The organism is Amycolatopsis sp. cmx-4-54, from assembly GCF_046548895.1.
Taxonomy (GTDB): Bacteria; Actinomycetota; Actinomycetes; order Mycobacteriales; family Pseudonocardiaceae; genus Amycolatopsis.
In genome coordinates this window covers 210,669-237,627 of the sequence record NZ_JAEBEJ010000003.1, presented here as the reverse complement: position 1 = coordinate 237,627, position 26,959 = coordinate 210,669, and the positions used below count along the sequence as shown (strand labels likewise).

Below are 26,959 nucleotides of genomic sequence, written 5' to 3'. Positions count from 1 at the left end.
CGACGGACGACCCACCCGATCAAGGGTGCGGCCTCACCGTCCCGACCTTCAGGCGAGCGATCGGTGACCGCTCTGCCTGGCACTCGACGGCGTCGAGTGCCAATGTCGTGTTTAGCACTCCCCAGGGGAGAGTGCAAGAACCGCAGGTCAGCGCGGTGGTATTCAGTTGCTCGGCTTGATGGAGATCGACGACGGCGGCGGCTTCAGCGAGGATCCGGGGGCCTGCGACTGCGAGCCGCCGGGGCCGACCGGGATGTTCGGCGCGGTGGTCTGCGGGCCGTTGCCGCTGCTCGAATCACCGAAGACGAAGATCGCGGCGACGACCGCGCCCGCGACCACGAGCGCGCCGACGACGATCCAGATCCACTTGGCGCCGCCGCCCTTCTTGGGCTGCTGCTGGAAACCGCCCTGCTGCGGCGGCGGGCCGTAACCCGGGGGCGGACCCTGCTGGTAGCCACCCTGCTGGAAACCGCCTTGCTGCGGCGGCGGGCCGTAACCCGGAGGCGGACCCTGCTGGAAACCGCCCTGTTGGTAGCCGCCTTGCTGCGGCGGCGGGCCGTAACCGGGCGGCGGACCCTGCTGGGGCGGGGGCCCTTGCGGTCCCGGTCCCTGCTGGCCGTAGCCGGGCTGCTGTCCTCCGTACGGGTGCACGGGGCCCCCCTCTCCCTGTGGCGGCGTGTTCTGCCGTGGCGCCTGCTGGACCGACGCCGCGGCCCCGGGCGGGCCGGGAGGCTCGTTCGAAGTCGCGAGCGGACCGAGCGCGCGCCTGGCGGCCGCGATCATCTCAACACAGTTGGGGTAGCGATCGGCGGGATTCTTCGCCATTCCCTTCCGGACGACCTCGTCGATCCCGGCGGGCAGGCCGACGATCCGCGAGATGGCCGGGGGCTCACCGTTCAGGTGTCCCTTGATGACCGTCTGCACGTCGCCCTTGAAGGGCGGGCTGCCGGTCAGGCAGGCGTAGAGGACGCAGGTGAGCGCGTACTGGTCGGTGCGGCCGTCGAGCGGCTCGCCGCGCAGGTGCTCGGGGGCCGCGTACGTCGGCGAGCCGAGGAAGTCGCCGCCGCGGGTCCGGTGCCCGGTGGCGCCGCGGCGGGTCAGGCCGAAGTCGGCGACGTAGACGTGCTCGCGCGAGGTCTCCTTGCTGGTGACCAGGACGTTCGCCGGTTTGACGTCGAGGTGCACGAGACCCCGGTTGTGCAGGGTGTCGAGCGCGTCGGCGACCTGGTCGAGCATGTTCAGCGCGCGGACGGGGGCGATCGGGCCGCCGGAGATCAGCCCGGCGAGGTCGCCGCCGTCGACCATCCGCATGGCGATGTAGAGCATGCCTTCGAGCTCGCCGAAGTCGTACAAGGGCACGACGTTGGCATGGTCGATCGCGGACGTGTTCCGCGCCTCGTCGACGAAGCGTTCGCGGAACTCGGCGTCGGCCCCGAGGTGATCACCGATGACCTTCAGTGCCACCTTGCGTCCGAGCCGCACGTCCGTGGCCTTGTAGGTCACGCTCATGCCGCCCTTGCCGAGCACCCCGTCGATGCGGTAGTTGCCCAGCCGGCGACCGGTCAGGTCCCCCGACTCATCGCCTGTCACGCAGCGCAGCCTAACGCGCCAGTTCCCGGGGCCGCCGGGGGTCGGCCGAAGTCTCGTCAGGAGACCTTGCGGACGTCCGCGGCCTGACTCCGCCCGTCACGGCCGGACTGGACTTCGAATTCCACGCGGTCACCCTCGTCGAGCGTCCGGAATCCGTCGGCCTGAATGGCCGAGTAGTGGACGAAGACATCGGGCCCTTCGGTGGATTCGATGAATCCGTAGCCCTTTTCCGAGTTGAACCACTTGACGGTGCCGACTGCCACGGCGCTCTCCCTCAGCACAGGATCCGTCGGCCTTCTCTGCCCCGGCCGGCGGTTTCGAGTGCAGTTCACGCTACCCGAATCACCGGCGTCGGCAATGCTCAATTCGTCCGAAGGTCATCCGCGCGAAAGCCGCCTATTGCGCGCTTGCACGAGGACGCGTCCTGGTCCCGCGAAGTCCAAAGCGAGCCCTTCGCCGGTGCGGAGCGACTGCGGTCCGGACGGGTCGATCGCGCGGAGACGGCACTGCACGGTGTCCGGGTAGGCCAGCAGGAAGTCCGGCCGGACGGTGACGAGTTCCCCCGCGGTGAGTTCGAAGGCGTCGACCGGTCCTTGCGCGGCCAGCACGAGCGGCCCGGTCCCGCTGTAGTGCTCCAGGAATCCGGAGTCGGACCCGAAGAGTGTCTGCAGCGGCGCCCAGCCGGCATCGTGCCGGACGGTCGACGGCCGGGCGAGGATCGCGTCCCGGCTCACGCACCAGCCGCTTCCACCGGTGAATTCCAGCGGGTAGACGTCGCCGGCCGCCAGCGGCGCGAAGTCGATCCAACCGCCGCCTTCCGGCGCGCTGAACACCGACGGCGTGCCCTTGCCCGCCCGCGAACCACCTCGGGAGGGAACGGTTTCGGTGATGCCGAAACTGCTGGCCAGCAAGGTGTCCCCGGCGGCCTGGACGGCCTCGCCGGGGGACAACAACACTCGTGCGACCCCGAAGTTCGGGGTGTGTCTCGTCTGGACCCGCATGGGCTCAGCGGGAGGGAACCTGGGCGATCACCCAGGCGGACAGGGCTGACGGGTTGCGGGTCTGGGTGAGCAGCTGGCCAGGACCGGCGAAGTCGAAGACGAGGCCCTCACCGCTCTTCATCGACTGGATGACGCCGGTGGCGACCTTGCGGATCTGGTACTGCAGGGTGTCGGCGAACGCGACGACGTGCCCGGTGTCGATGGTGATCACCTCGCCCTGCTGCAGGGTCACCGTCTCCAGCGCGCCGTAGCAGGCCACGACCAGCGGGCCCTGTCCCGTCGCGTGGGTCAGGAAGCCGCCCTCGCCGCCGACGAGGTTCTTGAGCCCGCCCCATTTGGTCTCGGTCTGCACGCCGTGCGACGACGCGAGCCACGAGCCGCGGGTGACGCACCAGCCGGTGCGGCCGTCGAGGTTGATGATCTGCAGGTCGCCCGGCAGGTTCGCGGCGACGTCGACCCAGCCGCCGTTCTGCGGGGCGGTGTAGGTGGAGATGAAGAACGACTCGCCGGAGAGGAAGGCGCGGCCGAGGCCCTTCATGATGCCGCCCTGTGCCTGGGACTGGACCTGCACGCCGTAGCTCGTCGCCATCATCGCGCCCGACTCGACCTGCGCCGGTTCACCCGGGGCGAGCATGAGCCTCGCCACCGCGAACGAGGGCTGGTGACGGATCTGAACCTGCATGTCTTCTTCTCCCCGGTGGTGGTTGTGACGCGCAGAGTCTTGCATGCGTCCTCCGACCGAGGAGGATGGTCGGCGTGATCTCCGTCGACGCCCACCGTGAGACCGTCACCGGCCTGCTCGGAAACGCCCCTGTCATCCGCCTTCCGCTCGCTTCCGCCGCCGGGCTCGTCCTGGCCGAGGACGTGCGCGCGGGGGTTTCGCTGCCGCCGTTCGACAACTCGGCGATGGACGGTTACGCCGTCCGCGCGGCCGACATCGCCGACGCGCCGGTGACGCTTCCGGTCGCCGAAGACATCCCCGCCGGCCGGGTCGACATCACGAAGCTGGAGCCGGGCACCGCGCACCGGATCATGACCGGCGCCCCGTTGCCGCCCGGCGCCGACGCGGTGGTGATGGTGGAGCACACGGACGGTGGCGTGACGGACGTCCGAATTCTCAGGACAGCCGTCCCGGGCGCGCATATCCGGCGCCGGGGCGAAGACGTCGTCGAGGGCACGGTGGCCCTTCCCGCCGGGACCGTGCTCGGCCCGGCGCAACTGGGCCTCGCGGCGGCCGTCGGACTCGCCGAGGTTCCCGTGTTCAGGCCGTTGAAGGTGCTCGTCGTGTCCACCGGGACCGAACTCGTCGACGCGCCGGAACCCTTGCGGCACGGGCAGATCTACGAGTCGAACAGCATCATGCTGGCGTCGGCGATCCGCGCGCTCGGCTGCGAGGCCGAGGTCGTGCGCAGTGTCGTCGACGACGTGGACGAGTTCCGTTCGGTGATCGAGCCTCGGCTGGCGGACGCGGATCTGCTGGTGACCTCGGGCGGGGTCAGCGCCGGCGCGTACGAAGTGGTGAAGGACGCGCTGACCGGACAGGGTGTGGAGTTCCGGAAGGTCGCGATGCAGCCGGGCGGGCCGCAGGGCTGCGGACGCTGGAACGGCGTGCCGGTGGTGACACTGCCGGGCAATCCGGTGAGCGTGCTCGTCTCCTTCGAAGCGTTCCTGCGGCCCGCGTTGCTCGCGGCGATGGGGCACGCGGGCGTCGACCGGCAGCAGGTGCGGGCCCGGCTGACCGAGTCGATGACCTCCCCCGCCGGGCGGCGCCAGTTCCGGCGGGGCTTCTACACGCATTCCGAAGGCGAGGTCACCGGGATCGTCGGTCCGCGCGGCGGGCCGGGCTCGCATCTGCTGGCGTCGTTCACGCAGGCGAATTGCCTGATCGTGCTGCCGGAGGACGTGGACTCGGCCGAGCAGGGCGACGAGGTGGACGTCCTGCTGCTCTGACCTGCGTTCAGCGGGCTAAACGCGATCCGAGGGGAAGTCGCGGCACCGGCCGATCGGCGTGAACAGCAGCGCGAAGACGGCGACGACCTCGAGCCCGGCCATCAGCCCGAGCGTCTGCCGCACGCCGGCGGTCTCGCCGAGGATCCCGCCGAGCAGGCCGCCGAGCGCGATCGCGCCGAAGCTGAGCACGGACATGCTCGCGGTGACCCGGCCGAACATCGACGCCGGGACGTACCGCTGCTTGAAGGTGGCGTTGAGGACGTTCGAACCGACGACGCCGGCGCTGAGCGAGAACCCGGCGGCGACGAAGAACGCGAGCCCCCAGCCGCCGTTCGCGAGCGGGCCGAGCAGCATCATCAGCGCACCGAAGGCCTCGCAGAGCACGAAGGCACGAGCGGTGCCGATCCGCGCGGCGAGTTTGCCCGAGAGCGCGGCGCCGATGACGCCGCCCGCGCCGGCGAGCGCGAGCACGAGGCCGGTGGCGCCCGCTCCCACGCCGAGGTCGCGGACGAGGAAGACGACCTCGATCGATTGGTAGCCCATGAGCGCGACGTTCGAGATCGCGCCGAAGACCGCCAGGACACGCAGATACGGGTCGTGGACGACGAAAGCGAGGCCGTCGCGGATCTCGTCCCGCAGCCGTGACCGCGTCTTCGCCGGACGTTCGGGCTCTCGGTGACGGATGGATCGCAGGCACAGCGCGGAGATCCCGAAGCTGATGGCGTCGGCGAGCACTCCGGCGACGGCGCCGAACCCCTGCGCCAGCAGCCCGGCCAGTCCGGGGCCGCCGATCTGCGCGGCGGATTCGCTGCCCTGCAGCTTTTCGTTGGCTTCCTGGAGTTGGTCCTTCTCGACCAGCGAAGGCAAGTACGCGCGGTACGCGACGTTGAAGAACACCTTCGCGACGCCGCCCGCCAAGGCGACGACGATCAGCTGGGTCATCGTGAGCAGGCCCGTCCACGCGGCGACCGGGACGCTCAGGAACACCAGCAGGGAGAGGCTGTTGCACACCAGCATGACCGGGCGTTTCGGCCGCCGGTCGACCCAGGCGCCGGCGGGCAGGCCGATCAGCAGCCACGGCAGCCAGGCGGCCGCGGTCAGCAGCCCGACCGCGAACGTGCTTGCCTGCAGGGTGACCACCGCGACGAGCGGCAGCGCGACGACGGCGATGGAACTGCCGAGCACGCTGGTCGTCTCGCCCGTCCACAGGAGCCGGAAATCCCGGGAGCGCAGCAATCCGCCGCGTTCGCGGGTGGTCACGGGCGGGCCGGGACGGCGCGGGTGGCGATGAAGACGGGGCGGCGCTCCTGGCCGTCGTCCGGGATCTCACGGCCGCTGTAGGACTTGATCAGCTCGTGGACCTTTTGTTCGAGTTCGGCCAGTTCGGCGACCGACATCTTCGCCCAGCTGTCGGTGGCGAAGGCGGCGCGATGCCACTCCTCCGGGTAGGTCTCGCGTTCGGCGAACCATTGGCGCGCCATGGAAACCTGACGTTCGAGGGCGAGGGATTCGGCGGCGGCCGCGACCGGGTCGTCGGGGAAGTCCGACGGGGACCAGGAAACCGCGTAGCCGACGCGGCGCCACCAGCGCTCACGGCGGTCGCGGGCGAGTTCCGGTGCTTCCTCGACGAGATCGCTGGCGGCCAGCACCTTCAGGTGGTGACTGACGTTCCCGACCGCCTGCCCGGTCCGCTCGGCGAGCACGGACGCCGTGCACGGGCCGTCGAGGCGGAGGACGTCGAGCAGGCGGCGCCGCAACGGATGCGACATCGCGGCGAGCACCTTCGAATCGTGGACTTCATGTACCTCACGGTCGACCATAACGCACAACAGTAGTTGTACAAGATCTCTTGCACAATCCCCCTTGTGCGAATTTCGGCCGCCGTGCCGTGAAGGCCCCCTTGAGGGACCCAGAGTCCCTCAAAGTTCCCCTCACCCACTCGGAACATCACCTTGAGCCCCGGCAGAACCATCAGTCACACCGCAGCGCGCCACCGGGCGGGCCCACGCCGTCCACGTAATCTCGACGGCATGGGTTTCTTCTCGTGGATCGTGTTCGGCGCCATCGCCGGGTGGCTGGCCAACGTCGTGGTCGGCGGCCCGGACCGGCGGGGCGGCTGCCTGTTCAGCATCCTGATCGGTGTGCTGGGCGCGGCGCTCGGCGGTTTCGTCTACCGCCTCGCCACCGGCACCGAGCGGGCCTTCGAGTTCGACTTCCCCAGCTTCGGCGTCGCCATTCTCGGTTCGATCCTGCTGCTCGCCCTGCTGCGGCTCGTGCGCGGCTCCAGGCGGAGCGACTCCTCTCGCCGATGACCGATGGAGTAACCGTTGGTAACGGTTCTCTCGCGACGGGTGATCACGGGCGCCTGGCGAACTAGAGTGGGAGTTTCGCTCAGTTCCAGTGGCCGCGTCCGGTCGCATGTGCCGTCGGGGGGCATATGCGTCCGGACGCGCGTGCCTCGGCGATGACCGAGGCGGCGCGGACGGGATCGACGAGCGGAGGCATCGGCGCCGCCGAAATGTCCCTCTTCCAGGCGCGGAACAGCTCGGCGAGTCGCTCGCCTGCGGGGTCCGGGCTGGCGGGCATTCACGGGTCCTTCGAGGTCGGCTATCGGCGTCAACTACCTAGAGTTATCGCGTATTTCGACCTTCCGTTACCGGGATGTGGCCCCTCCCACCCGGGCCGGGGAAACCCTTCCGGGGGAGGCCACGGCCCGTCTTCGGACAGGGCGGTAGCGTGGAGGCTCTTCCTGTCCCGACCCCCCGACACGAACTGCGGTGAACCCGACCAATGAGCGGCAACCGGCCGGAAGCCACTGGCAATCCCCTCGCGCACGCCGTGAAGCTCGCCCGCGAGACCGTCCCGCCGATGCACCCGGCCGGCAGGCCGTTCGTGTTCGGCGGTATCGCCGCGACGCTGGTGCTGCGGAGGTTCTCCAAGCGCCTGGGCGTCGTCGGCGCGCTCGCGACGGCCGCCACGGCCGCGTTCTTCCGTGAGCCGAAGCGCGTCCCGCCCGCCCGGTCCGGCCTCGCGGTCGCGTCGGCGGACGGTCTGGTCTCGTTGATCGAGGAGGCCGTGCCGCCGCCCGAGCTGGGGCTGCCCGCCGAACCGCGGATGCGGGTGAGCGTGTTCCTGTCGGTGTTCGACGTGCACGTCCAGCGGATCCCGGCGTCGGGTGTGATCGAGCGGGTCGCGTACCGGCCGGGGAAGTTCCTGTCCGCGGACCTGGACAAGGCGAGCGAGGACAACGAGCGCAACTCCGTGCTCATGCGCACCGAAGACGGCCATGAGCTCGTCGTGGTGCAGATCGCCGGGCTGGTGGCCCGGCGCATCCTCTGTGAGATCCGCGAGGGTGACAAGGTCGGCGTCGGTGCGACGTACGGCATCATCCGCTTCGGCTCGCGAGTCGACCTGTACCTGCCGCCGGGCAGCAAGGTGCTCGTCTCGAAGGGCCAGCGCACGATCGGCGGCGAGACGCCGATCGCCGAGCTGCCCACGGCGCCGCGCCCGGAAGGCTGATCCATGGTCCGCGTGACCACTCCCGGCGTGCGGCTGCTGCCGAACGCCATCACGGTGCTCGCCCTGTGCGCCGGTCTGTCGTCGGTGCAGTTCGCGCTGATCGGCAACTATCCGATGGCGATCGCGTCGATCGGGATCGCCGCGGTGCTCGACAGTCTCGACGGCCGGATCGCGCGGCTGCTGGACGCGACGTCGAAAATGGGGCAGGAGCTCGACTCGCTGTCCGACGGGATCTCGTTCGGTGTCGCGCCCGCGCTGGTGCTGTACGTCTGGCACGCGGAGGGCGAGCGGATCGGCTGGGTCGCTTCGCTGATCTTCGCGGTCTGCATGATCCTGCGGCTGGCGCGGTTCAACACGCTGATCGAGGACACCGAGCAGCCGCCGTACGCGGGCGAGTTCTTCGTCGGTGTGCCCGCGCCCGCCGGTGGTCTGCTGGCGATGCTGCCGCTGATCCTGGAGCTGCAGTTCGGGCAGGGCTGGTGGTCGCACCAGTACGTGGTGTGGGTGTGGACGATCGCCGTCGCCGCGTTGCTGATCAGCCGGATCCCGACGCTGTCGCTGAAGACGGTGAAGGCGCCGCCCAAGGCGATCGCTCCGCTGCTGGTCGGGGTGGGTCTGCTGGCCGCCGCGATCATCCAGTTCCCGCTGGTGGCGCTGGCGATCGCGCTGATCCTGTACCTGGCGCACATCCCGTACTCGGTCTACCGGCAACGCTGGCTGGCGAAACATCCCGAAGCGTGGATGGCGCCGCCGCGGGAACGGCGCGCGATCCGGCGTTCTTCGAGCCGCCGCCGTCTGGGTCTGCGCCGCCCGCCGCTGCGGCGGGTGGTGGCCGGGGCCGCTCAGCGCGTCCGGCTCCAGCGGGGCGAACAGCACGTCGCGCGCACTCCGCGCACCATCAGCACCGACAAGGACCGCGACAACGGCCGAGGCCCGCGACGCCGCTCATGGCGCCGGATCGGCCTCCGAAAGCGCTGACCCGCCTCACCCCACCCCCCGCCCGTCCCTTGGGGGACGGCCCCGCGCCCAGCGTATCGGGGGTGTCCGACGGGACCTGGGGAAACGGGGGTCGGAGGCGGGAGTTGTCCACAAGTGGGTGACCCTGTGGACAACCTGGGGACTGACGGCTTGTGCGCATAGAGGCCCTTTGATGCACTCAAGCGCCGCGCGGCGACGGCTGGGCGCGCGGCGGCTGGATAGGGTGACGGGGTGAGCGCACCCCAGATCACGCTGACCGTCCGGCACACCCCATCCGCCCTGGACTCCCGCCGCGGCGTCGTCCGGCTGCACCCCGAAGTCCTCGACGCGCTCGGCCTGATGGCCTGGGACGCCGTCCGCGTCACCGGCGCGCGCGTCAGTTCGGCGCTGGCCGCCCCGTCGGACACGGAGGGGATCCCGGGGGTGATCCTCCTCGACGACGTCACGATGTCGAACCTCGGCGTGACCGAAGGAGCGGAGGTCGTCGTCGCGCCGGCGGAGGTGTCGGCCGCGAAGACGGTCACCGTGTCGGGTTCGCGGATGGCGAGCGTGTCGCTCTCCCCGCACACCCTGCGGCTCGCCCTCATCGGCAAGGTCCTGACCGTCGGCGACGCCGTTTCCCTGCTCCCCCAGGATCTCGCGCCCGCGCCGGGCTCCGACGTCTCCGCGGTCCGCGGCCAGTTGTCCCGCGCCATCGGCATGACATGGACGAACGAACTGCTCACCGTCACGGCCACCGAGCCGTCGGGGCCGGTCGCCGTCGGACCGTCCACTGTGGTCAGCTGGCGGGACGGCGCCCGCACCGGCGAGGCCGCGCCCGCCGCCGCTCCGGCCCGCGCCGGGACGACGCTGGTGCGCAGCACGCCCGCCACACCGCACGAGGATTTCATCGACGCCGAGATCGTCGAAGACGAGCGGATCGACGAGGTGGCCGAGGAATCCGTGCCGCCGTTGTCGGACCTCGCCGGTTCCGAAGCGGCCGCGCGCAAGCTCGCCGAATGGTTCGACCTGGCGTTCCACCGGCCGGAGCTGCTGGCGAAACTCGGCACGTCGGCGCATCTCGGGGTCCTTCTGTCCGGGCCGGAAGGCGTCGGGAAGGCGACGCTGGTCCGCGCCGTGGCGCAGGCCGAGAAGGTGCGGGTGGTGTCGCTCGCGGCGCCGAACATCGCCGTCCTCGAACCGAACGTCGCCGCGGCCCGCCTGCGTGAGGCGATCGAGCAGGCGACCCACGACGAAGACCCCGCCGTCCTGCTGATCACCGACATCGACGCGCTGCTGCCCGCGGCCCAGCCGCCGCCGCTCGCGACGGTGGTCCTCGACGACCTGCGCAAAGCCTTGCGCAACAAGGGTTTCGCCCTCGTCGCCACCACTGGGCGAGCCGAGTCCACCGATCCGCGGCTGCGTGCCGCCGACCTGCTCGACCGCGAACTCGGCCTGCCGCTCCCGGACTCGAAGACCCGCACGGAACTGTTGCGTGTGCTCCTGCGCGAGGCTCCGCTGGAGCCCGGCGTCGACGTCGGACCGATCGCCGAGCGCACCCCCGGCTTCGTGGCCGCGGACCTCATCGCGCTCCGCCGCGACGCCGCCCTCCGCGCCGCGCTGCGGCAACGCGACGCCGACGAACCCCGGATCTCCCAGCAGGACCTGCTCGACGCGCTGACCACCGTCCGCCCCATTTCGATGTCCACTTCGGACAATCTGGCGACCGGCGGGCTGACCCTGGACGACGTCGGGAACATGACCGACGTCAAGCAGTCGCTCACCGAGGCGGTGCTGTGGCCGCTGCGCTACCCGGACTCGTTCGCCCGTCTCGGCGTCGACCCGCCGCGCGGCGTGCTCCTGTACGGGCCGCCCGGTGGTGGCAAGACGTTCCTGGTCCGCGCCCTCGCGGGCACCGGCGCGTTGAACGTCTTCGCGGTCAAGGGCGCCGAGCTGATGGACAAATGGGTCGGCGAGTCCGAACGCGCGGTGCGGGAACTCTTCCGCCGCGCCGCCGAGGCCGCGCCTTCGCTGATCTTCCTCGACGAGATCGACGCGCTCGCCCCACGCCGCGGCCAGTCCTCGGACTCCGGCGTGTCGGACCGCGTCGTCGCGGCCCTGCTGACCGAATTGGACGGGGTCGAGCCGATGCGCGAGGTCGTCGTCCTCGGTGCGACGAACCGGCCGGAACTGGTCGACCCGGCCCTGCTGCGGCCGGGGCGGCTGGAGCGCCGCGTCTACGTCCCGCCGCCGGACGCGCACGCGCGCGAGGCGATTTTGGCCGCCAGCGCCAAGAACACGCCGCTCGCGTCCGATGTGGACCTCGCGGCGTATGCGGCCACTTTGGACGGTTATTCGGCGGCGGACTGCGCGGCGCTGATCCGGGAGGCCGCGCTGACCGCGATGCGCGAATCGCTGGAGGCCAAGGAGGTCACCGCCGACCATCTGGCGAAGGCGGCCAGGGCCGTGCGTCCGTCGCTCGACCCGGCGCAGCTCACGGCGCTGGAGGCCTACGCGCAGACCCAGGTCTGAAGTCCGTGAAAGGGCCCTCTTCCTCGCGAGGAAGAGGGCCCTTTCACGGATCGGCTAGGAGCCGTCCTTGTCGTTGGTCTTGTAGTCCTTGGTGAGGATGACGATCACACCGGGGCCGACGTTCTCGATCTCCTTGAACCTCGGCTCGGCACGGAAACCGAACTCCAGTGCCAGCGCCTTCGCGGCCGCTTCCTCGTCGGTGCCCGGCCGGTAGTAGGCCACGGTCTCGGGGAGCCTGCCGGGATAGCCCTTGACCTCGGAGACGTTCCAGCCGGAGGCGCGGAAATCCTTCGCGGCCTGCTCGGCGAGGCCCTGGATCGTGCTGTTGTTGTAGACGCGCACCGTCACCCACTTGTGCGACGCCTGCTGATCACCGCCGGGCTGACCCGGACCGGGCTGCCCCGGACCGGGCTGGCCCGGACCGGGCTGGCCCGTCTGCCCGGGCTGGCTCGCCGGCGGCGCGGAACTCGCGGGCGCGCTCGACGGCGGCGCCGAGGACGCGGGTGGCGTGCTGGCGGAGGGCGAACCCGGCGCCGGAGACGAAGGCTGCGGCGCGCCTTCAGAGGACGTGGGCGTGCTACCGGGCGGCGTCGCGGTGTCCGAGTCACCGCCTCCGCCGGCCAAGGTGATCCCGCCGATCACGGCGGCGACCACGGCGACACCGACCAAGGCCAGTCCGGCGGCCTTCATCGGCCGGGACAGACCCGAAAACAGACTCATGAGAGATCGATCCCCAGTCGCCGGGCCGCGCGATTGCGCTGCCGGGCCGCTCGCGTCTTTCGCAGGCGCTTCACCAGCATCGGATCGGCCTGCATGGCTTCGGTCTTCTCAAGCAGCCGATTCAGCAACTGGTAGTAGCGCGTCGACGACATAGAGAAGCGTTCGCGGATGGCCTGTTCCTTCGCGCCGGCGTACTTCCACCACTGACGTTCGAACGCGAGCATGTCGAGCTCGCGCTCGCTGAGGCCGTTCACGGTCTCCGACGGGGACGGCTGGTCGGGCTCAGCCATCGACTCCGCGGCGTCCATCCGACTCCTCGCAATCAGGTCAGTGCTCGGCGGGCGTGAAACCACAGGCTTGTCATTCCGCGGCGCCATTAGACCACGGATGCGGCGACCGGCCTCGCTAACGACGTCGGCGCGTCATGGGTAAGGGTCTACCAGAAGGGTCCGACTAAACTGCGCGCGTGACCGTCCATCCCATCGTGATCGCCGGCGAGCCCGTGCTGCACAACCCGACTCGGGAGATCACCGAGTTCGACGACAAGCTGCGCACGCTCATCGACGACATGTTCGAGACCATGTACGCCGCCGAAGGGGTGGGCCTCGCGGCCAACCAGATCGGCCTCGACCTGCGCGTGTTCGTCTACGACTGCCCCGACGACGAGGGCACGCGCCACAAGGGCGTCGTGGTGAACCCGAAGCTCGAGACGTCGGAGATCCCGGAGACCATGCCGGATCCGGACGACGACTGGGAAGGTTGCCTGTCCGCACCCGGCGAGTCGTACCCGACCGGTCGCGCTTCGTGGGCGAAGGTGACCGGCTTCGACGTCGACGGTAATCCGATCGAGGTCGAAGGGACCGGTTACTTCGCGCGCTGCCTGCAGCACGAGACCGATCACCTGAACGGCTTCATCTACCTCGACCGGCTGGTCGGGCGCCACGCCCGTGCGGCGAAGAAGATGCTCAAGGCGAACAAATGGGGCGTTCCGGGCAATTTGTGGCTGCCGGAGCCTCAGCCCTCGGACGACTGATCCGCTCACCCGCTCCCGTGCAATGAAGGGGCCTTTCATCGCAAATTTTGCGATGAAAGGCCCCTTCATTGCACTAGCGAGCGAGGATCAGCAGCCCAGGAAGTGGCACCGCACCACCCGCGGCTGCTCGATCACCTTCCCCGCCTGCACCGACCACGCGAGCCGCAGATACTGCGCGTGCGTCCAGGCCAGCGGCGTCGCGGACGCGGTCGGAGTGCCCGCCGGGAAGCCGGGTTGCCCCGATGGCGCGTTCTCGTCCCAAACCTGCTCCGGCATCGTGTCCCCGGAGCTGCTGACGCGCCCCAGGTCGCGAAGGCGCTTCGCGGCCGTACCGCGGTCACCGTTGGCGAGGTCGTACTCGCCGCGTTCACCCGCCAGCAGCGGCCACAGTCGCCCGAAAGTGGTCCGGCTTTCGGCCGGGAACGTGTAGTCCCACGGTGAGCCGTCGGCCTTCTCGCCGTAGCCGTCCTTCGTGTACCGGTGCCAGAACTGTCCCGCCGGGGTGGTGAAGGCGATGTCGGCGTCGGTGACCTTGACGCTGTTCCTGATCACCGGATCGTCGGCGCGGTAGATGCCCAGCCTCACCAGTTCGAGGAATCCCGCGTCGGTCACGGCACGCTGGTCCATGGTCACACTGGAGTTGCCGAGGTTGTACTTCGTGCCGTTGTTCGCGTTGCCGTCCTTGGTCAGCCGGACGAAGTACGGGTCCTTCGACAGCGGGCCGTTCGTGGTCACGGTCCACTGGGTGAGTTTCGCCTTGAACGCGTCGGCGGTGTCGAGGTAGCGCTTCGCGTCGGCGGCGGCGCCGTTCGCCTTGGCGATGTCGGCCGCGCAGACGAGTCCGGCGATCACCGCGGCGATCGTCGAAGGCGAGTAGCCGTCCTGTTCTTCCCAGCGTTCCTGCTGGCTGTAGGGCGACGCGTGCCCGTTGTCCGCCTTGTAGGACACCAGGAATTCCGCCGCCTTGCGCACACCCCGCCAAGTCTTGGCGTCGGTACGGCCGAGCTGCTGCGCGAGCACGATCGGCAGCGCGGTCTCGTCGAGCTGGATGGACGTCCAGTACGGCGTGCCGTCGACGTGGCTGTTCTGCGGCAGATGCCCGTCCGGCAGCTGCTGCGTGCCGAACATGTAGTCGACCGACCGGTTGGCGGCGTCGCGGTCGCCGGCGGCGAGCAGACCGGTCGCGATCTGGTAGAGGTCGCGCGGCCAGACCAGGTGATAGGTGCCCGACGGCGACCATTCCGGGTCGTTGTTCCCGAATCGCCACGGCATACTCGGCGACGCGATGAGCGCCCCTTGGTGGATCTTGTCCTCGCTCGCCGCGAGCATGAGCACCGACGCCTGGTAGAGGTCCCGTTCCTGCTTGGTCTTGAGCGACGACGGCGCGTCCTTCACCTGGCGGAGGTACTGCTTCCAGCCGCGGTCGTACGCACGGGCGGCGTCGGAGAATCCGCGCCGCAGGGAGGCTTTCGCGTTGGCGAGCGCGGCGGAGTCCTTCGCGCCCATGCCGAGCGAAAGCGTGAAGTCCCGTGAGCGGACGCCGTCGGCGGAGGTCTGCCCGGTGATCAGCACGTTGCCCTTGGCCGCGGTCGCGTAAGCCTTCAGAGCGAAGGATTTCGTCAGCTGCGTGATGCCGTCGGAGGCGCCCGCGTAACCCACGGAGCTGCGCGAGAACGCCGGTTCCGCGGCCAGCGCGGCAGCCGTCTTCGCGTCGGAAGCGACCGCGTTCACCCCGTCGGTGCGTGCTGAGTCGTCGGATCCTTCGTTCGTGAGATCGGGATCCGCGACCGCGTACACCTGGTACGGGCGGCCGGTCAGCGAAACGAAGTCGACGTCGATCAGCACGCTCGTACGCGCCGGGTCGGTGACGTAGGTCTTGCGGAGCTTCCAGCGGCGCCGATCGTCGGTGATCGTCTGCTCGTAGGTGAGGCCACCGGTGCGTCGCACCTGCTGCGCCTTGGCCGAGGAATCGACCGTCGCGAAACTCGTCCCGTCGGTGACGACGAGGTCGAGCGCGCGAACGCTCGGCGTGGACAGATCCGGGTAGTAGACCTCGGACATCCGGCCACCCTGGAGGGTGAACCAGACATTGCTCGCCCGTTCGCGGGCGGTACCGAAGCCGGTCTTGTCCGCCGGGAGCCAGCTCGGATGCGCGCCGGGCGCTCCGGGCGCCTCACCGCCCTGTGCCGCGGCCACCGCCGGGACCAGCCCCGCGATCAGCACGCCTGCCAGTGCCGGCAACACGAGTTTTCGCATATCCACCCCAGACTTCTGTAACGGTGCAGAACCCCCGGGATTCTGTCGTGAATCCCCGGCGCGCACATGCTCCAAACCGGTGAACCGCTAACGCTGTCGACATGTCGGCCCGAAGATCGCGCCGCTCGTGGCAGCCCTTGTCCCCGGCGATCGGGGAACGCCGAACGTGCCGACATCGTCTGGTATTCGCCGCTCGCCTTGCTGGTCACACGCCTGGGTGAGGGGCCGCGCCGCGATCGCGTCAAGCTGTGGCTGGAGCGCACGTCCGGCGGTGTCCTGGTCGGCTTCTCCAGTGACCGTCGCCGTCGAGGGTTGATTGTCCGCGCCCCGGCGTGGCATGGTCGGGGCACAACCAAACAACCGCGGGAGCTCGCGCCATGGCGGGCTGAGAGGGCGGCTGGAGTCTTTTTTCTGGAAGACCCGGCGCCGCCGACCGCATGAACCTGACCGGGTAATGCCGGCGTAGGGAGTGAACGTCGTTGACGACGCTTGAGAATGCCCAGGGCATCACGCCGACCGTGACCACCGGGCCGATCACCGGTTCCCGGAAGGTCTACCACCAGACGGAATCCGGCCTCCGGGTCCCCACGCGGCGGATCGATCTTTCGAACGGCGAGCATTTCGACGTTTACGACACCTCCGGCCCGTACACCGACGACGACGCGCAGATCGATGTCCACAGTGGACTCCATCGGCTGCGCGCCGGCTGGGCCGACGGTCGTGAGCACAACACCCAGCTCGGCTGGGCGAAACAGGGCGTCATCACCCGCGAGATGGAGTACGTCGCGGCACGCGAGCGCTGCTCGCCGGAATTCGTGCGGGACGAGGTCGCGCGCGGTCGCGCGGTGATCCCCGCCAACCGCAAGCACCCGGAGACCGAGCCGATGATCATCGGCAAGAAGTTCCTGGTGAAGATCAACGCCAACATGGGCAACTCGGCCGTCTGGTCCTCCGTCGAGGAGGAGGTCGACAAGATGGTGTGGGCCACCCGCTGGGGCGCCGACACGATCATGGACCTCTCCACCGGCAAGCGGATCCACGAGACGCGCGAGTGGATCGTCCGCAACTCGCCGGTGCCGGTCGGCACCGTGCCGATCTACCAGGCACTGGAAAAGGTCAACGGGGAGCCGGAAAAGCTGTCGTGGGAGGTCTACCGCGACACCATCATCGAGCAGTGCGAGCAGGGTGTCGACTACGTCACCGTGCACGCCGGTGTGCTGCTGCGCTACATCCCGCTGACCGCGCGCCGGGTCACCGGCATCGTCTCGCGCGGTGGCTCGATCATGGCGGCGTGGTGCCTCGCGCACCACAAGGAATCGTTCCTGTACACCAATTTCGCCGAACTCTGCGAGATCCTGCGCGAGTACGACGTCACGTTCTCCCTCGGTGACGGCCTGCGGCCGGGTTCGATCGCCGACGCCAACGACCGCGCGCAGTTCGCCGAACTGGAGACCCTCGGCGAGCTCACGCACATCGCCCGCGAACACGACGTCCAGGTGATGATCGAGGGCCCCGGCCACGTGCCGATGCACAAGATCAAGGAGAACGTCGAACTCGAGGAGAAGCTGACCGGCGAGGCGCCGTTCTACACCCTCGGCCCGCTCGCGACCGACATCGCGCCGGCGTACGACCACATCACCTCGGCCATCGGCGCGGCGCAGATCGGCTGGTACGGCACGGCGATGCTCTGCTACGTCACGCCGAAGGAGCACCTCGGCCTGCCGAACCGCGACGACGTGAAGACCGGCGTCATCACCTACAAGATCGCCGCGCACGCCGCCGACCTCGCCAAGGGGCACCAGTACGCGCAGGAGTGGGACGACGAGCTTTCCAAGGCCCGCTTCGAATTCCGCTGGAACGACCAGTTCAACCTGTCTCTGGACCCGGACACCGCCCGCGCGTACCACGACGAGACGCTGCCCGCGGAACCGGCGAAGACGGCACACTTCTGTTCGATGTGCGGGCCGAAGTTCTGCTCGATGCGCATCACCCAGGACGTCCGCAAGTACGCCGAGGAGCACGGACTGTCCACTGTGGAGGCCATCGAGGCAGGCATGGAGGAGAAGTCGAACGAGTTCGCCGAGCAGGGCAGCAAGGTTTACCTCCCGGTGGTCAATCAGTGACGGAGACTCCCCGGACCGCCCTCACCATCGCCGGATCGGATTCCGGTGGTGGTGCGGGCATCCAGGCCGACCTGCGCACCTTCTTCGCCAACGGGGTGCACGGGATGGTCGCGCTCACCGCGGTCACCGTGCAGAACTCGCTGGGCGTGCAGGGGTTCAGCGAGATCCCGGTCGACGTCGTCACCGGGCAGATCAAGGCCGTCGCCACGGACATGGGCGTCGACGCGGCGAAGACCGGCATGCTCGCGACGGCCGAGATCATCAACGCCGTCGCGAAGACCCTCGACGAAGTCCACATCGGACGCTCCTCGGCCACGCCGTTCGTCGTGGATCCCGTCGCCGCTTCGATGACCGGGCACGCGTTGCTGCGCGAGGAGGCGCTGGAGGCGATCCGCACCGAGCTCTTCCCGCGCGCCACGCTGATCACGCCGAACCTGGACGAGGTACGGCTGCTGACCGGCGTTTCCGTGACCGGGCCGTCGACTCAGCGGGAAGCGGCGGAAGCGTTGCTGGAGTTCGGTTCGGAGTGGGTGCTGGTGAAAGGCGGGCATCTCGACGCGGCTCAGGACTGTGTGGACCTGTTGTCCGACGGCGAGTCCTGGGTCGAGCTGAGCGGCCCGCGCTTCGACACGCGGAACACCCACGGCGGCGGGGACACGATGGCTTCGGCGATCACGTCTTCGCTGGCGAAGGGGGCCGATGTGCCGACGGCCGTCGCCGAGGGGAAACGGTTCATCGAGCGGTGTGTGGCGGAGTCGTATCCGCTGGGGGCCGGGGTGGGGCCCGTGTCGCCGTTCTGGAAGCTGCGGTAAGCGTTGGCGGCTTTGGCCGCAGGTCCGTGAACCCTGAAGGGCAGGGCCCCGGCAAAGTCGCATAGCTGCTGGTCTGCGCCACTGCCATGGGATGCATATCGTGACGGGCCCGCAGGAGCGGGCTCAGCCAAGAGACTGGATCTGGACTGTCCACAAGGGACTCAGATCGAGGAGGCGCTGCCCGATTCGGGCGATTTGCGCGTCTTTGCCAGGGGGTCGTGAGTGTTTCGGGTCGCTCTAACCCTCTTTGCCACTCACGACCCCCGCGTTGGACATTCAGGTGTCAGAAAATGTCCTTTGTGGACGCTTGTGGTATTTGCCCGCCCTGTCAGCGTTCAGAACCAGGTCTGCGCTATCTCGAGTTGCCGGCCTCACACCCTGGAGGCCTTACCTGACACTGAACCGAGGAGCGTCCACGGCCCAGTACCAGTTGTTCCCCGCCGCGTAGAGCCGCCAGGTCAGCTTCACCGACCGAGCCCCCGCAGGCACCTTGACCGAGGCCGACGTCGGCACCGAAAGCACGTCACCGCCCCGGTTCGCCGTACCGGATTCCGGCCCGTAGGCCAGCACGTTCTGCTCGGCACCACCGTCGAACGACGCCGTCAGCGCACCCCGCTGCGTCCCGTCCTGCCGGTAGTGCGAAACGAACGAGACGTCCACAGTGGACTTGCCGGAAATGTCGAGCGAGGGCGACACCAGAGAAGAGTCGAAGGTGCCGCGCGAAGAGGGCGAGCCCTTGTCGTCCCACTCGTCCGGATCCGCGACCGCGAACACGCCACGCGCCCGGGCGTTCGCCTCGCGCTGCTGGCCGGGAGCGGTGCGGGTCCAGAAGTCGTCGGTGGTGAAGGACCAGCCCTGCCATTCCGTCACACCGGCGGGCATGCCGGACGCGTTGCGCACGCTCCAGCCGCCCGGCGCGTCGTGCGTCCAGCCGAGGACCCCTGCCGGGACACCGGTTTCGTCCTGCCGGGCCTTCAGAACGGCCGAGTCGAAGACGTCCGAAGGCGCGGCGCCGAGCGCGTAGCCGTCGTAGACCGCCGGAGCCGCGACGCCGAGGTGCCGCAGCACCGTCGGCGCGATGTCGACGATCTTCGGTGCCACGGCAGGGGTTCCGGCCGGGACCGCGCCACCGGCGGCGATCACGAACGTCATCCGTTCCTCGGGGGTGTCGCCGCCGTGACCGCCCGAGGGCGTGTGACCGTGGTCCGAGGAGATCATGATCAGCCAGTCTTCGTTCGCGCGGCCCGCGCGGGCGTCGACGGCGGCGAGCAGGCGGCCGATCAGCGCGTCGTCGGTGCGCAAGCTGGCTTCGTACTGCGGGGAATCCGCGCCGTGGTCGTGGCCCGCGATGTCCGTCTGTCCGAAGTAGACGAACGAGGCGTCGGCCTTGTCCTGTTTCAGATGCTTCTCCGCGTCGACGGCGACCTGCTCGTCGGTCTTCTCGTAGCCGGCGCTGTCGCCGTTCAGGACGAACTTGCGGTCCTGGCCGGTACGCAGGATCCGATCGCTGATCGGCGTCCAGTCGACGGCCGCGTAGGTGTCCAGCGCCGGGTTCGCGGTTTCGGCGCGGGCGAGCCAGCTCGGATGCGAGGCGAGGTCGTTGCCGGTGAAGGAGTTGTCCTTCACCTTGTGTTTGTCCGGCCAGACGCCGGTGAGGATCGTGGACCAGCCGGGACCGCTAACCGTCGGCGCCATCCCGCTGCCGTACAGCGAGCTGCGCGAGGCGTAGCCGCGCTCCACCAGCGCGTGGACGTTCGGGGTGTCGGCGGCCATCAGCTTGTCGAACCGGGCGCCGTCCAGGCCGATGACCAGCACCTTGGGCGTTTTGGCCGCGGCGACGGCGACACCGGACGTCAGCCCGGTGACGGCCACCAAAACCGACAGGAGGGAAAGCGTTCTGCGCACGAAAGCCTCCGGATAACTTTTTCGAACCAATTGGTCGTCAAGTTAATGCGCCGAACTGTCTTCCCGATGAAGTCCGCGTGCCGCCGCGGCGGACTTCAGCCGACGGGCTCCAGCACCCGCGAGTCGTACGCCTTCCGCGACTCGAGGATCCCGTCGAAGTTGGCGACCGACCATTCGCTGACCGCCATGAGCAGCGTGCCCGCGCTCGCGCCGCGTTCGGTCAGCGCGTACTCGACGGTCGGCGGCGTGGTCGGGAAGACCGTGCGCGTGACCAGGCCGTCGCGTTCGAAGGCGCGCAGGTTCTGCGTCAGCATCTTCTGGCTGATCCCGCCGACGGCGCGGCGCAGTTCCCCGAACCGGTGCGGCCGCCGCGACAGCGCGCCGAGCACCAGCGCGGTCCACTTGTTGGCGAGCAGATCGAGGACGTCTCGGCACGGGCAGTTCCGCAGGTAGATGTCCCACGGGGATTCCGGCACTTCACAGGTGGTTTCCATCAGGTACCTAGTTTACCTTTAAGTGCCTTCTGGCGAAAAGAGACCAAGCGGTCGAGCATGGAAAGCACCAACAACGGAGGAGCTTTCGATGCGTGTCGTGACCCAGGAGCGGCTTGGTGGCCCGGAAGTGCTGGAGGTGACCGAAACCGATCGGCCGTCCCCCGCCCCGACGGAGGTGCTCGTGCGCGTGCGCGCGGCCGGGATCAACCCGGTCGACTGGAAGACCCGGGCCTACGGCGTCTTCATGGGCGAGCCGCCGTTCGTCCTCGGCTGGGACGTCTCCGGGGTGGTGAAGGAACTCGGCGTGGGCACCACGCGTTTCGTCGTCGGCGACGAGGTCCTCGGTTTCCCCTGGTTCCCGCGGCAGGCCGGTGGCTACGGCGAATACGTGACCGCGCCCGCCCGCCAGTTCGTGCGCAAACCCGCGAGCCTCACCCATGAGGAGGCCGCCGGGCTGCCGCTCGCCGGGCTCACCGCCTGGCAGGGCCTCGTGGACATCGCCGACGTCCAGCCCGGACAGCGGGTGCTGATCGACGCGGCGGCGGGCGGGGTCGGGCACCTCGCCGTGCAGGTGGCGAAGGCGCGCGGCGCGTACGTCCTGGGCACGGCGAGTGCCGGGAAACACGACTTCCTCCGCGAGCTCGGGGTCGACGAGCCGATCGACTACCACGACGAGACCGCGACCGTGTCCGATGTGGACGTCGTGTTCGGGCTGGTCGGCGAGCAGAGCGACCTGCGCTGGCTGGACGCGGTGAAGCCCGGCGGCCTGCTGATCGCGGTCCCCGGAGGCGCGAGCGAGGCTGTCATCGCGAAGGCCGGAAACCTCGGTGTGCGGACATCGGGGATGCTCGCCGAACCGGACGAAATCGGTCTCCTGGCGTTGACCAACCTCATCGAGAAGGGTGAATTGCGCGTCCATGTCGACCAGACCTTCCCTCTCGAAGACGTCGCGAAGGCGCACGAAACCGGCGAAGGTGGCAGGGTCACCGGGAAGCTCGTCCTGACCCTCTGAGAACGCGCGTGGAAAATGAACCCATGAGCGAGAACCCGAGCCCACCGTCGGCGCTGACCATCGCGGGGTCCGACTCCGGCGGCGCCGCCGGCCTTCAGGCGGACCTGCGCACGTTCCTCACCTGTGGCGTGCACGGGCTGGTCGCGGTCACCGCCGTGACCGTCCAGAACACCCTCGGCGTGCACGACCGCACCGACATCCCGGCGAGCATCGTCGCCGGGCAGATCGAGGCGGTCGCGGCCGACATGGGTGTCAACGCGGCGAAGACCGGCATGCTCGCCTCGGCCGAGATCATCCACGCCGTCGCCGCCGCGTGCGACAAGGCCGAGATCGGCCGCGACGCCAAGGTGCCGTTCGTGGTCGACCCGGTCGCGGCGTCGATGCACGGCCATCCGCTGTTCGACGAGGCCGGGCTGGTGGCCCTGCGCGACGAGCTCCTGCCCCGGGCGACCGTTCTCACGCCGAATCTCGACGAGGTCCGCCTGCTGACCGGGATGACCGTGACCACCCGCGAACAGATGCACCAGGCGGCCGTCGTCCTGCACCGGCTCGGGCCGAAGTACGTGCTCGTGAAGAGCGGTCACCTCGTGTCCGACCCGGAGTGCGTCGACGTGCTCTTCGACGGTTCCACGTTCGTCGAACTGCCGGGCGAGCGGTTCGCGACGCAGCACACGCACGGCGCCGGGGACACGATGGCGTCGGCGCTGACGGCCGGCCTCGCGAAGGGGATGTCCGTCGTGGAGGCCGCGCGCTACGGCAAGTGGTTCGTTTCACACGCGGTCGAAAACGCCTACCCGATGGGCGCGAAGGTCGGTCCGGTCTCGGCGTTCTGGCGGCTTGCGCCGGAGCACTGAGCACCCGTCCGGTTACCATCTGCGCCGTGACCGCACGCGAAACGGTGGCCAAGGTCGTAGAAGACCGCCGCTTCCAGAACTTCATCATCGCGGTGATCGTCTTCAACGCCGTCACCCTCGGCCTGGAGACCTCCACGAGAATGCTCGCGGAGTACGGGGGCCTGCTGCACACGGCCGACTACGTCGCGCTCGGGATCTTCGTCCTCGAACTGGGTGCGAAGCTCTACGCCTACCGCGGGAAGTTCTTCCGCGACCCGTGGAACATCTTCGACCTGGTCGTCGTCGGTATCGCGGTGATCCCCACGACCGGCCCGTTCGCGGTGCTGCGGGCGTTGCGGGTCCTGCGGGTGCTGCGGCTGATCTCGGTCGTTCCGTCGATGCGGAAGGTCGTCACCGGCCTGCTCGCGGCGATCCCCGGCATGGCGTCGATCGCCGCGCTCCTCGCGCTGATCATCTTCGTCGCGGGCGTGATGGCGACCAAGCTGTTCGGCGCGATCTCGCCGGAGAACTTCGGCGACCTCGGCACTTCGCTGTTCACACTGTTCCAGGTGATGACCGGTGAGGCTTGGCCGGACATCGCCAAGGAGGTCATGAAGGAAGCGCCCATGGCCTGGGTGTTCTTCGTGGTCTACATCCTCGTGTCCAGTTTCGCGGTGCTGAACCTCTTCATCGCCGTCGTGGTGAGCGGGATGGAGGACGAGCTTCGCCAGGACATCCGAGAGGAAGAGGCGAAGCAGGCCGAGACCCAGGCTGTGGCGAACAAGGAGATCCTCGACGAGCTCCGCGCCCTTCGCGCCGAAGTCAGCGCTCTTCGTCAGCGATGAGTGCTTCGAGCGCGGGAAGAGCCGCCGCCAGGGCCGCCTGATGCTCCGGGGTCAGCCGTTCGAGGCGTTTGCCCAGTTCGTTCACGCGCGTCGACCGGACACCGGAAACCAGCCTTTCGCCCTCCTCGGTCGCCTCCGCGAGCCAGGCACGCCTGTCGATCGGGTCCGATTCACGGCTGACGTAGCCCGCTTCGACCAGCGAAGCGACGATCCGCGACATGGTGGCCGCGGCGACGCCTTCCTTCGCCGCGAGGTCACCCAGGCGGAGCTGTCCGTAATGCACGAGCGTGGCGAGCGCCGAGATCGCGCCGTGGCCGGGCCCGGGTACGCCTGCCTGGCGCAGTGACCGGGACAACCTGCCCACCGCCAGGAACAATCTGCCTGAAACGTCCTGGACCGCTGACGTGGTCACCACTGGCTCCTCTGGGTACACGGCGGCGGGTGCGCCTGCCGGAAAGGTGCCGTCAACCATACGGGCTTCCGATGCGAACTCGCCGTGAAGGCCGTGAACCGTACAAAAGGGTTACCGGGGCGGGCTCGACGCGTGCGCCCAGAACCGCTGCGGGATCCGCCCCGCGCCGGCCGCCAGCCGTCCCGCGGTGACGGCGGCCCGCATCGCCGACGCCATCCGTTCCGGGTCCGCGGCCCTGGTCACGGCGGTGGAGAGCAGGACCGCGTCGCAGCCGAGCTCCATCGCCAGCGTCGCGTCGGAAGCCGTGCCGATCCCGGCGTCGAGGATCACCGGGACTCCCGCGCGCGACACGATCAGCTCGATGTTGTGCGGGTTCCGGATGCCGAGACCGGTTCCGATGGGCGCGCCGAGCGGCATCACCGCCGCGCAGCCCGCCTCCTCCAGCCGCAGCGCCAGGACAGGATCGTCGTTGGTGTACGCGAACACGGTGAAGCCGTCCGCAGCGAGCTGTTCGGCCGCTTCGAGGGTCTCGAACGGGTCCGGCAGCAGGGTGCGATCGTCGGCGTGGACTTCCAGCTTGACGAGGTCGGTTTCGAGCGCTTCGCGGGCGAGCTGCGCGGTGAGGACCGCTTCGGCGGCCGTCCGGCAGCCGGCGGTGTTGGGCAGCAGGCGGATGCCGAGGCGGCGAAGCAGTTCGAGGACTCCGGAGCCGCCTTCGGCGTCGGCCTTGCGCATCGCGACGGTGGTCAGTTCCGTGCCGGACGCCACCAGCGCGCGTTCCAGCACGGCGAGGTTGCCCGCGCCGCCGGTGCCGATGATCAATCGCGACGAGAGCTTGTGCTCGCCGATGACGAGTTCGTCACCGTTCATGTCAGCCTCCTTGCACAGCGGTGAGGATGTCGACGCTGGCGCCCTTGCGCACCACCGCTTCCGGCCATTCGCCGCGCCGGACGACCACGCCGTCCACCGCGACCGCGACGCCCCGCGTCGCCGTGCCCAGCGCCTCCAGCACGCCCTCGACGGTGGTCCCGTCGGGGAATTCACGCCACTGGCCGTTGACCTGGATCTCCATCACACCCGCTCCTCGCTTCGCCGCGACGGTGTGGCCGCCGCGACCTCGTCCGGCAACGGCGCCCCGTCCAGCCAGGCGACCGCGGCGTCCGCGGTGACCGGGGCCATCAGGAGACCGTTGCGATGGTGACCTGTCGCGGCGAAGACGCCTTCGCCCAGCTCACCGATGAAGGGCATCGTGTCGACACTCGCCGCGCGAAGCCCGGCGGCGGTCTCGACGAGTTCGTATTCGGTGAGGCCGGGAAAGACGCGCTCCGCGCCTTCGAGCAGCTCACGAACGCCCCGGACGGTGACGGTCTCGTCGAAACCGGCTTCGTACTGGGTCGCGCCGAGGACGAGCTGACCGTCGTCACGCGGGACGAGGTAGATCGGGCGGCCTTCGACCATCGCGCGGACGGTGCGTTTCGGCGGCGGCAGGCAGCCCCGTCGCGGCCGGAGGCGGAGGATCTCGCCCTTGAGCGGGCGGACGGCACCGTCGAGCGCGGGGTGCAGCCGCCCGGTCCAGGCGCCCGCGGCGAGGACGACGTCGCCGAGTCCTTCGAGGTCGGTGACCGTCTCGTGGCGGAACTCGACGCCGCGCTCGTCGCAAGCGTGGCTGAGCGCGTGCAGCAGCCTTCTGTTGTCCACGACCAGATCCCCGGGCACCAGGAGTCCACTTCGGACGGATCCGGCGAGACCGGGCTCGGCGCGGCGGGCCTCGCGGCCGGTCAGCCGCTCGACCTCGCGGCCGAGTCCGGCGAGGTACGCGGCGAGCATTTCGAGGTTGCCCGCGTCGGCGCTGTCCAGCGCGACGACGAGCGTGCCGTACGGGGAAAGGCCCGGGTCGACACCCTCTTCCGCCAGGTCACGGGCGAAATCCGGCCAGCGCCGCAGCGACGCTTCACCGAGGGCGAGGACGTCCTCCTCGCCGGGCCAGGCCTCGGTGACCGGCGCGAGCATGCCGCCCGCGAGCCACGACGCGCCGCGCCCCGGGTCGGGGTCGTACACGGTGACGCGATGGCCGCGCGCGGACGCGCGCCAAGCGACCGAGAGGCCGATGACCCCGCCGCCGACAATCGAAAGTTCTCTCATGAACGCACGCTCCCTGCGCCGGCATGACCCGGATCAGGTTCCACGGTCGGAGCGGTCGCGGCTCCCTCTCAGCCCGTCCTCGGGCTCCCGTGCGGACCACCCCACCGTAGCGCGCGGGTACCGTCGCCGCCATGCCCACCCTGTCTGGTTCGCTGATCCGCGCCCGGCTCGCGGACGCCCGCCTCTACCTCTGCACCGACGCCCGGTCCGGCCGCGGTGATCTCGCCGAATTCGCCGACGCCGCGCTGGCGGGTGGGGTCGACATCATCCAGCTGAGGGACAAGACCGGCGGCGCGCCGATCGAGGCGAAACACGAGATCGCCGCCCTGGAAGTGCTGGCCGAGGCGTGCGAGAAGCACGACAAGCTGCTGGCGGTGAACGACCGCGCGGACGTCGCGCTCGCCGTCGGCGCGCACGTGCTGCACCTTGGCCAGGACGACATCCCGGTGTCGCTCGCGCGCCGGGTGCTCGGGGACGACGTGGTGATCGGCCGATCCACCCATTCGGCCGAGCAGGTCGCGGCCGCCGCCGCGGAGCCCGGCGTGGACTACTTCTGCACCGGCCCGTGCTGGCCGACCCCGACTAAGCCGGGCCGGTCCGCTCCGGGGCTCGATCTGGTGCGCTCGACGGCCGCCTCCGGGACGACGCGACCGTGGTTCGCGATCGGCGGGATCGACGTCGAGCGGCTGCCCGAGGTGCTGGACGCGGGGGCGTCGCGGATCGTCGTCGTCCGCGCGATCACCGAGGCCGAAGACCCCGAAGCCGCCGCCCGCACCCTCCGCTCCGCCCTCTCCTGACCTCCCTGCCCCCACGCGTTTCGTCC

Annotated in this window: 27 protein-coding genes and 2 riboswitches; of the genes, 12 read left to right on the top strand and 15 right to left on the bottom strand. The window is 69.6% G+C overall.

Annotation, left to right across the window (positions count from 1 at the left end; all coding sequences use genetic code 11):
• Positions 1 to 162: 162 nt before the first annotated feature.
• The 4 genes from ACLJQ7_RS11320 to ACLJQ7_RS11305 all read right to left on the bottom strand — a co-directional run bounded on the left by ACLJQ7_RS11320 (position 163) and on the right by ACLJQ7_RS11305 (position 3,273).
• On the bottom strand, positions 163 to 1,590 hold the full coding sequence (locus tag ACLJQ7_RS11320; protein ID WP_410648134.1) for a serine/threonine-protein kinase: 1,428 nt from the start codon (positions 1,588 to 1,590) through the stop codon (positions 163 to 165).
• A 56-nt stretch (positions 1,591 to 1,646) separates the two neighbouring features.
• Positions 1,647 to 1,853 carry a cold-shock protein gene (locus tag ACLJQ7_RS11315; RefSeq protein WP_005164266.1) on the bottom strand — a complete coding sequence of 69 codons (207 nt, stop codon included), beginning with the start codon at positions 1,851 to 1,853 and terminating at the stop codon, positions 1,647 to 1,649.
• Positions 1,854 to 1,967: 114 nt separating this feature from the next.
• Positions 1,968 to 2,591: an AIM24 family protein gene (locus tag ACLJQ7_RS11310; protein WP_410648133.1), complete on the bottom strand. Its 624-nt coding sequence runs from the start codon at positions 2,589 to 2,591 to the stop codon at positions 1,968 to 1,970.
• Positions 2,592 to 2,595: 4 nt separating this feature from the next.
• Positions 2,596 to 3,273 (bottom strand): TIGR00266 family protein, encoded by a 678-nt coding sequence (locus ACLJQ7_RS11305; RefSeq protein WP_410648132.1) that lies wholly within the window; start codon positions 3,271 to 3,273, stop codon positions 2,596 to 2,598.
• A 74-nt stretch (positions 3,274 to 3,347) separates the two neighbouring features.
• On the opposite strand from ACLJQ7_RS11305, the gene glp reads away from it, so the two are divergent.
• The gene (gene glp / locus ACLJQ7_RS11300; protein ID WP_410648131.1) at positions 3,348 to 4,541 is read left to right on the top strand and encodes a gephyrin-like molybdotransferase Glp; all 1,194 of its coding nucleotides are present in this window, start codon (positions 3,348 to 3,350) and stop codon (positions 4,539 to 4,541) included.
• Between the two features lie 15 nt (positions 4,542 to 4,556).
• Here the strand turns inward: glp and ACLJQ7_RS11295 are convergent, their stop codons facing one another.
• The gene (locus tag ACLJQ7_RS11295; RefSeq protein ID WP_410648129.1) at positions 4,557 to 5,801 is read right to left on the bottom strand and encodes an MFS transporter; all 1,245 of its coding nucleotides are present in this window, start codon (positions 5,799 to 5,801) and stop codon (positions 4,557 to 4,559) included.
• Positions 5,798 to 6,361: an ArsR/SmtB family transcription factor gene (locus ACLJQ7_RS11290; RefSeq protein WP_410648128.1), complete on the bottom strand. Its 564-nt coding sequence runs from the start codon at positions 6,359 to 6,361 to the stop codon at positions 5,798 to 5,800. Before ACLJQ7_RS11290 ends, ACLJQ7_RS11295 begins: the two co-directional genes overlap by 4 nt.
• 210 nt (positions 6,362 to 6,571) lie before the next feature.
• Here ACLJQ7_RS11290 and ACLJQ7_RS11285 point away from each other — a divergent pair, with 210 nt between their 5' ends.
• The 4 genes from ACLJQ7_RS11285 (at position 6,572) to ACLJQ7_RS11270 (ending at position 11,549) form a co-directional block, all read left to right on the top strand.
• On the top strand, positions 6,572 to 6,853 hold the full coding sequence (locus ACLJQ7_RS11285) for a GlsB/YeaQ/YmgE family stress response membrane protein (protein WP_410648127.1): 282 nt from the start codon (positions 6,572 to 6,574) through the stop codon (positions 6,851 to 6,853).
• Positions 6,854 to 7,331: 478 nt separating this feature from the next.
• Complete coding sequence (locus ACLJQ7_RS11280) at positions 7,332 to 8,060, top strand: phosphatidylserine decarboxylase (RefSeq protein WP_410648126.1); 729 nt, start codon at positions 7,332 to 7,334, stop codon at positions 8,058 to 8,060.
• A gap of 3 nt (positions 8,061 to 8,063) precedes the next feature.
• A complete protein-coding gene (pssA, locus tag ACLJQ7_RS11275) occupies positions 8,064 to 9,038 on the top strand; it encodes a CDP-diacylglycerol--serine O-phosphatidyltransferase (protein WP_410648125.1) in 975 nt (324 codons plus the stop codon).
• Positions 9,039 to 9,269: 231 nt separating this feature from the next.
• Entirely contained in the window at positions 9,270 to 11,549 is a 2,280-nt protein-coding gene (locus ACLJQ7_RS11270) for an AAA family ATPase (protein WP_410648124.1), read from the top strand.
• A 54-nt stretch (positions 11,550 to 11,603) separates the two neighbouring features.
• Here ACLJQ7_RS11270 and ACLJQ7_RS11265 read toward each other — a convergent pair whose 3' ends face one another.
• Positions 11,604 to 12,269 (bottom strand): LytR C-terminal domain-containing protein, encoded by a 666-nt coding sequence (locus tag ACLJQ7_RS11265; protein ID WP_410648123.1) that lies wholly within the window; start codon positions 12,267 to 12,269, stop codon positions 11,604 to 11,606.
• Complete coding sequence (locus ACLJQ7_RS11260) at positions 12,266 to 12,577, bottom strand: DUF3263 domain-containing protein (RefSeq protein WP_005160574.1); 312 nt, start codon at positions 12,575 to 12,577, stop codon at positions 12,266 to 12,268. Before ACLJQ7_RS11260 ends, ACLJQ7_RS11265 begins: the two co-directional genes overlap by 4 nt.
• Before the next feature lie 158 nt (positions 12,578 to 12,735).
• Here ACLJQ7_RS11260 and ACLJQ7_RS11255 point away from each other — a divergent pair, with 158 nt between their 5' ends.
• On the top strand, positions 12,736 to 13,302 hold the full coding sequence (locus ACLJQ7_RS11255; RefSeq protein ID WP_410648122.1) for a peptide deformylase: 567 nt from the start codon (positions 12,736 to 12,738) through the stop codon (positions 13,300 to 13,302).
• Between the two features lie 87 nt (positions 13,303 to 13,389).
• Here the strand turns inward: ACLJQ7_RS11255 and ACLJQ7_RS11250 are convergent, their stop codons facing one another.
• On the bottom strand, positions 13,390 to 15,558 hold the full coding sequence (locus ACLJQ7_RS11250; protein WP_410648121.1) for a glycoside hydrolase family 15 protein: 2,169 nt from the start codon (positions 15,556 to 15,558) through the stop codon (positions 13,390 to 13,392).
• 352 nt (positions 15,559 to 15,910) lie between these two features.
• A riboswitch (TPP riboswitch) is annotated at positions 15,911 to 16,044 on the top strand.
• Between ACLJQ7_RS11250 and thiC the strand changes: the two genes are divergently transcribed.
• Both thiC and thiD (ACLJQ7_RS11240) read left to right on the top strand, forming a co-directional pair.
• Entirely contained in the window at positions 16,038 to 17,681 is a 1,644-nt protein-coding gene (gene thiC, locus ACLJQ7_RS11245) for a phosphomethylpyrimidine synthase ThiC (protein WP_410648120.1), read from the top strand. (Overlaps the previous riboswitch by 7 nt.)
• A complete protein-coding gene (thiD, locus tag ACLJQ7_RS11240; protein ID WP_410648119.1) occupies positions 17,678 to 18,493 on the top strand; it encodes a bifunctional hydroxymethylpyrimidine kinase/phosphomethylpyrimidine kinase in 816 nt (271 codons plus the stop codon). The genes thiC and thiD (ACLJQ7_RS11240) overlap by 4 nt, the downstream gene beginning before the upstream one ends.
• A 387-nt stretch (positions 18,494 to 18,880) precedes the next feature.
• On the opposite strand, the gene ACLJQ7_RS11235 is transcribed toward thiD (ACLJQ7_RS11240), so the two are convergent.
• Positions 18,881 to 20,398: an alkaline phosphatase family protein gene (locus ACLJQ7_RS11235; RefSeq protein ID WP_410648118.1), complete on the bottom strand. Its 1,518-nt coding sequence runs from the start codon at positions 20,396 to 20,398 to the stop codon at positions 18,881 to 18,883.
• A 95-nt stretch (positions 20,399 to 20,493) separates the two neighbouring features.
• Complete coding sequence (locus tag ACLJQ7_RS11230; RefSeq protein ID WP_410648117.1) at positions 20,494 to 20,892, bottom strand: winged helix-turn-helix transcriptional regulator; 399 nt, start codon at positions 20,890 to 20,892, stop codon at positions 20,494 to 20,496.
• An 88-nt stretch (positions 20,893 to 20,980) separates the two neighbouring features.
• On the opposite strand from ACLJQ7_RS11230, the gene ACLJQ7_RS11225 reads away from it, so the two are divergent.
• Genes ACLJQ7_RS11225 through ACLJQ7_RS11215 form a run of 3 tightly spaced genes read left to right on the top strand, consistent with a single transcriptional unit; the run spans position 20,981 to position 23,582 of the window.
• On the top strand, positions 20,981 to 21,904 hold the full coding sequence (locus ACLJQ7_RS11225; protein WP_410648116.1) for an NADP-dependent oxidoreductase: 924 nt from the start codon (positions 20,981 to 20,983) through the stop codon (positions 21,902 to 21,904).
• Positions 21,905 to 21,927: 23 nt separating this feature from the next.
• Positions 21,928 to 22,758, top strand: a complete 831-nt coding sequence (thiD, locus tag ACLJQ7_RS11220; RefSeq protein ID WP_125683775.1) for a bifunctional hydroxymethylpyrimidine kinase/phosphomethylpyrimidine kinase — start codon at positions 21,928 to 21,930, stop codon at positions 22,756 to 22,758.
• Positions 22,759 to 22,784: 26 nt separating this feature from the next.
• Positions 22,785 to 23,582 (top strand): ion transporter, encoded by a 798-nt coding sequence (locus tag ACLJQ7_RS11215; RefSeq protein WP_410648114.1) that lies wholly within the window; start codon positions 22,785 to 22,787, stop codon positions 23,580 to 23,582.
• Here ACLJQ7_RS11215 and ACLJQ7_RS11210 read toward each other — a convergent pair.
• The 4 genes from ACLJQ7_RS11210 to thiO form a co-directional block, all read right to left on the bottom strand.
• Positions 23,560 to 23,994, bottom strand: coding sequence for a MarR family winged helix-turn-helix transcriptional regulator (locus ACLJQ7_RS11210; RefSeq protein WP_125683770.1), 435 nt, complete (start codon positions 23,992 to 23,994; stop codon positions 23,560 to 23,562). The two genes, ACLJQ7_RS11215 and ACLJQ7_RS11210, sit on opposite strands and share 23 nt — an antisense overlap.
• A gap of 111 nt (positions 23,995 to 24,105) precedes the next feature.
• Positions 24,106 to 24,864, bottom strand: a complete 759-nt coding sequence (locus ACLJQ7_RS11205; RefSeq protein WP_410648113.1) for a thiazole synthase — start codon at positions 24,862 to 24,864, stop codon at positions 24,106 to 24,108.
• 1 nt (position 24,865) lies between these two features.
• Positions 24,866 to 25,066 (bottom strand): sulfur carrier protein ThiS, encoded by a 201-nt coding sequence (gene thiS, locus ACLJQ7_RS11200; RefSeq protein WP_410648112.1) that lies wholly within the window; start codon positions 25,064 to 25,066, stop codon positions 24,866 to 24,868.
• On the bottom strand, positions 25,066 to 26,136 hold the full coding sequence (thiO, locus tag ACLJQ7_RS11195; RefSeq protein WP_410648111.1) for a glycine oxidase ThiO: 1,071 nt from the start codon (positions 26,134 to 26,136) through the stop codon (positions 25,066 to 25,068). The genes thiS and thiO overlap by 1 nt, the downstream gene beginning before the upstream one ends.
• Positions 26,130 to 26,237, bottom strand: a riboswitch (TPP riboswitch). (Overlaps the previous gene by 7 nt.)
• 30 nt (positions 26,238 to 26,267) lie before the next feature.
• Here thiO and thiE point away from each other — a divergent pair.
• A complete protein-coding gene (gene thiE, locus ACLJQ7_RS11190; RefSeq protein ID WP_410648110.1) occupies positions 26,268 to 26,933 on the top strand; it encodes a thiamine phosphate synthase in 666 nt (221 codons plus the stop codon).
• Positions 26,934 to 26,959: the final 26 nt, after the last annotated feature.

What these genes read in the sequence shown, in the direction of transcription:
- ACLJQ7_RS11265 (WP_410648123.1), bottom strand. Translation starts at nt 12,269, where the DNA reads ATGAGTCTGTTTTCGGGTCTGTCCCGGCCGATGAAGGCCGCCGGACTG.
- ACLJQ7_RS11250 (WP_410648121.1), bottom strand. Translation starts at nt 15,558, where the DNA reads ATGCGAAAACTCGTGTTGCCGGCACTGGCAGGCGTGCTGATCGCGGGG.
- ACLJQ7_RS11285 (WP_410648127.1), top strand. Translation starts at nt 6,572, where the DNA reads ATGGGTTTCTTCTCGTGGATCGTGTTCGGCGCCATCGCCGGGTGGCTG.
- thiD (WP_125683775.1), top strand. Translation starts at nt 21,928, where the DNA reads ATGAGCGAGAACCCGAGCCCACCGTCGGCGCTGACCATCGCGGGGTCC.
- ACLJQ7_RS11310 (WP_410648133.1), bottom strand. Translation starts at nt 2,591, where the DNA reads ATGCGGGTCCAGACGAGACACACCCCGAACTTCGGGGTCGCACGAGTG.
- ACLJQ7_RS11225 (WP_410648116.1), top strand. Translation starts at nt 20,981, where the DNA reads ATGCGTGTCGTGACCCAGGAGCGGCTTGGTGGCCCGGAAGTGCTGGAG.
- pssA (WP_410648125.1), top strand. Translation starts at nt 8,064, where the DNA reads ATGGTCCGCGTGACCACTCCCGGCGTGCGGCTGCTGCCGAACGCCATC.
- ACLJQ7_RS11260 (WP_005160574.1), bottom strand. Translation starts at nt 12,577, where the DNA reads ATGGACGCCGCGGAGTCGATGGCTGAGCCCGACCAGCCGTCCCCGTCG.
- ACLJQ7_RS11290 (WP_410648128.1), bottom strand. Translation starts at nt 6,361, where the DNA reads ATGGTCGACCGTGAGGTACATGAAGTCCACGATTCGAAGGTGCTCGCC.
- ACLJQ7_RS11230 (WP_410648117.1), bottom strand. Translation starts at nt 20,892, where the DNA reads ATGGAAACCACCTGTGAAGTGCCGGAATCCCCGTGGGACATCTACCTG.
- ACLJQ7_RS11205 (WP_410648113.1), bottom strand. Translation starts at nt 24,864, where the DNA reads ATGAACGGTGACGAACTCGTCATCGGCGAGCACAAGCTCTCGTCGCGA.
- ACLJQ7_RS11305 (WP_410648132.1), bottom strand. Translation starts at nt 3,273, where the DNA reads ATGCAGGTTCAGATCCGTCACCAGCCCTCGTTCGCGGTGGCGAGGCTC.
- ACLJQ7_RS11280 (WP_410648126.1), top strand. Translation starts at nt 7,332, where the DNA reads ATGAGCGGCAACCGGCCGGAAGCCACTGGCAATCCCCTCGCGCACGCC.
- thiE (WP_410648110.1), top strand. Translation starts at nt 26,268, where the DNA reads ATGCCCACCCTGTCTGGTTCGCTGATCCGCGCCCGGCTCGCGGACGCC.
- thiS (WP_410648112.1), bottom strand. Translation starts at nt 25,066, where the DNA reads ATGGAGATCCAGGTCAACGGCCAGTGGCGTGAATTCCCCGACGGGACC.
- thiO (WP_410648111.1), bottom strand. Translation starts at nt 26,136, where the DNA reads ATGAGAGAACTTTCGATTGTCGGCGGCGGGGTCATCGGCCTCTCGGTC.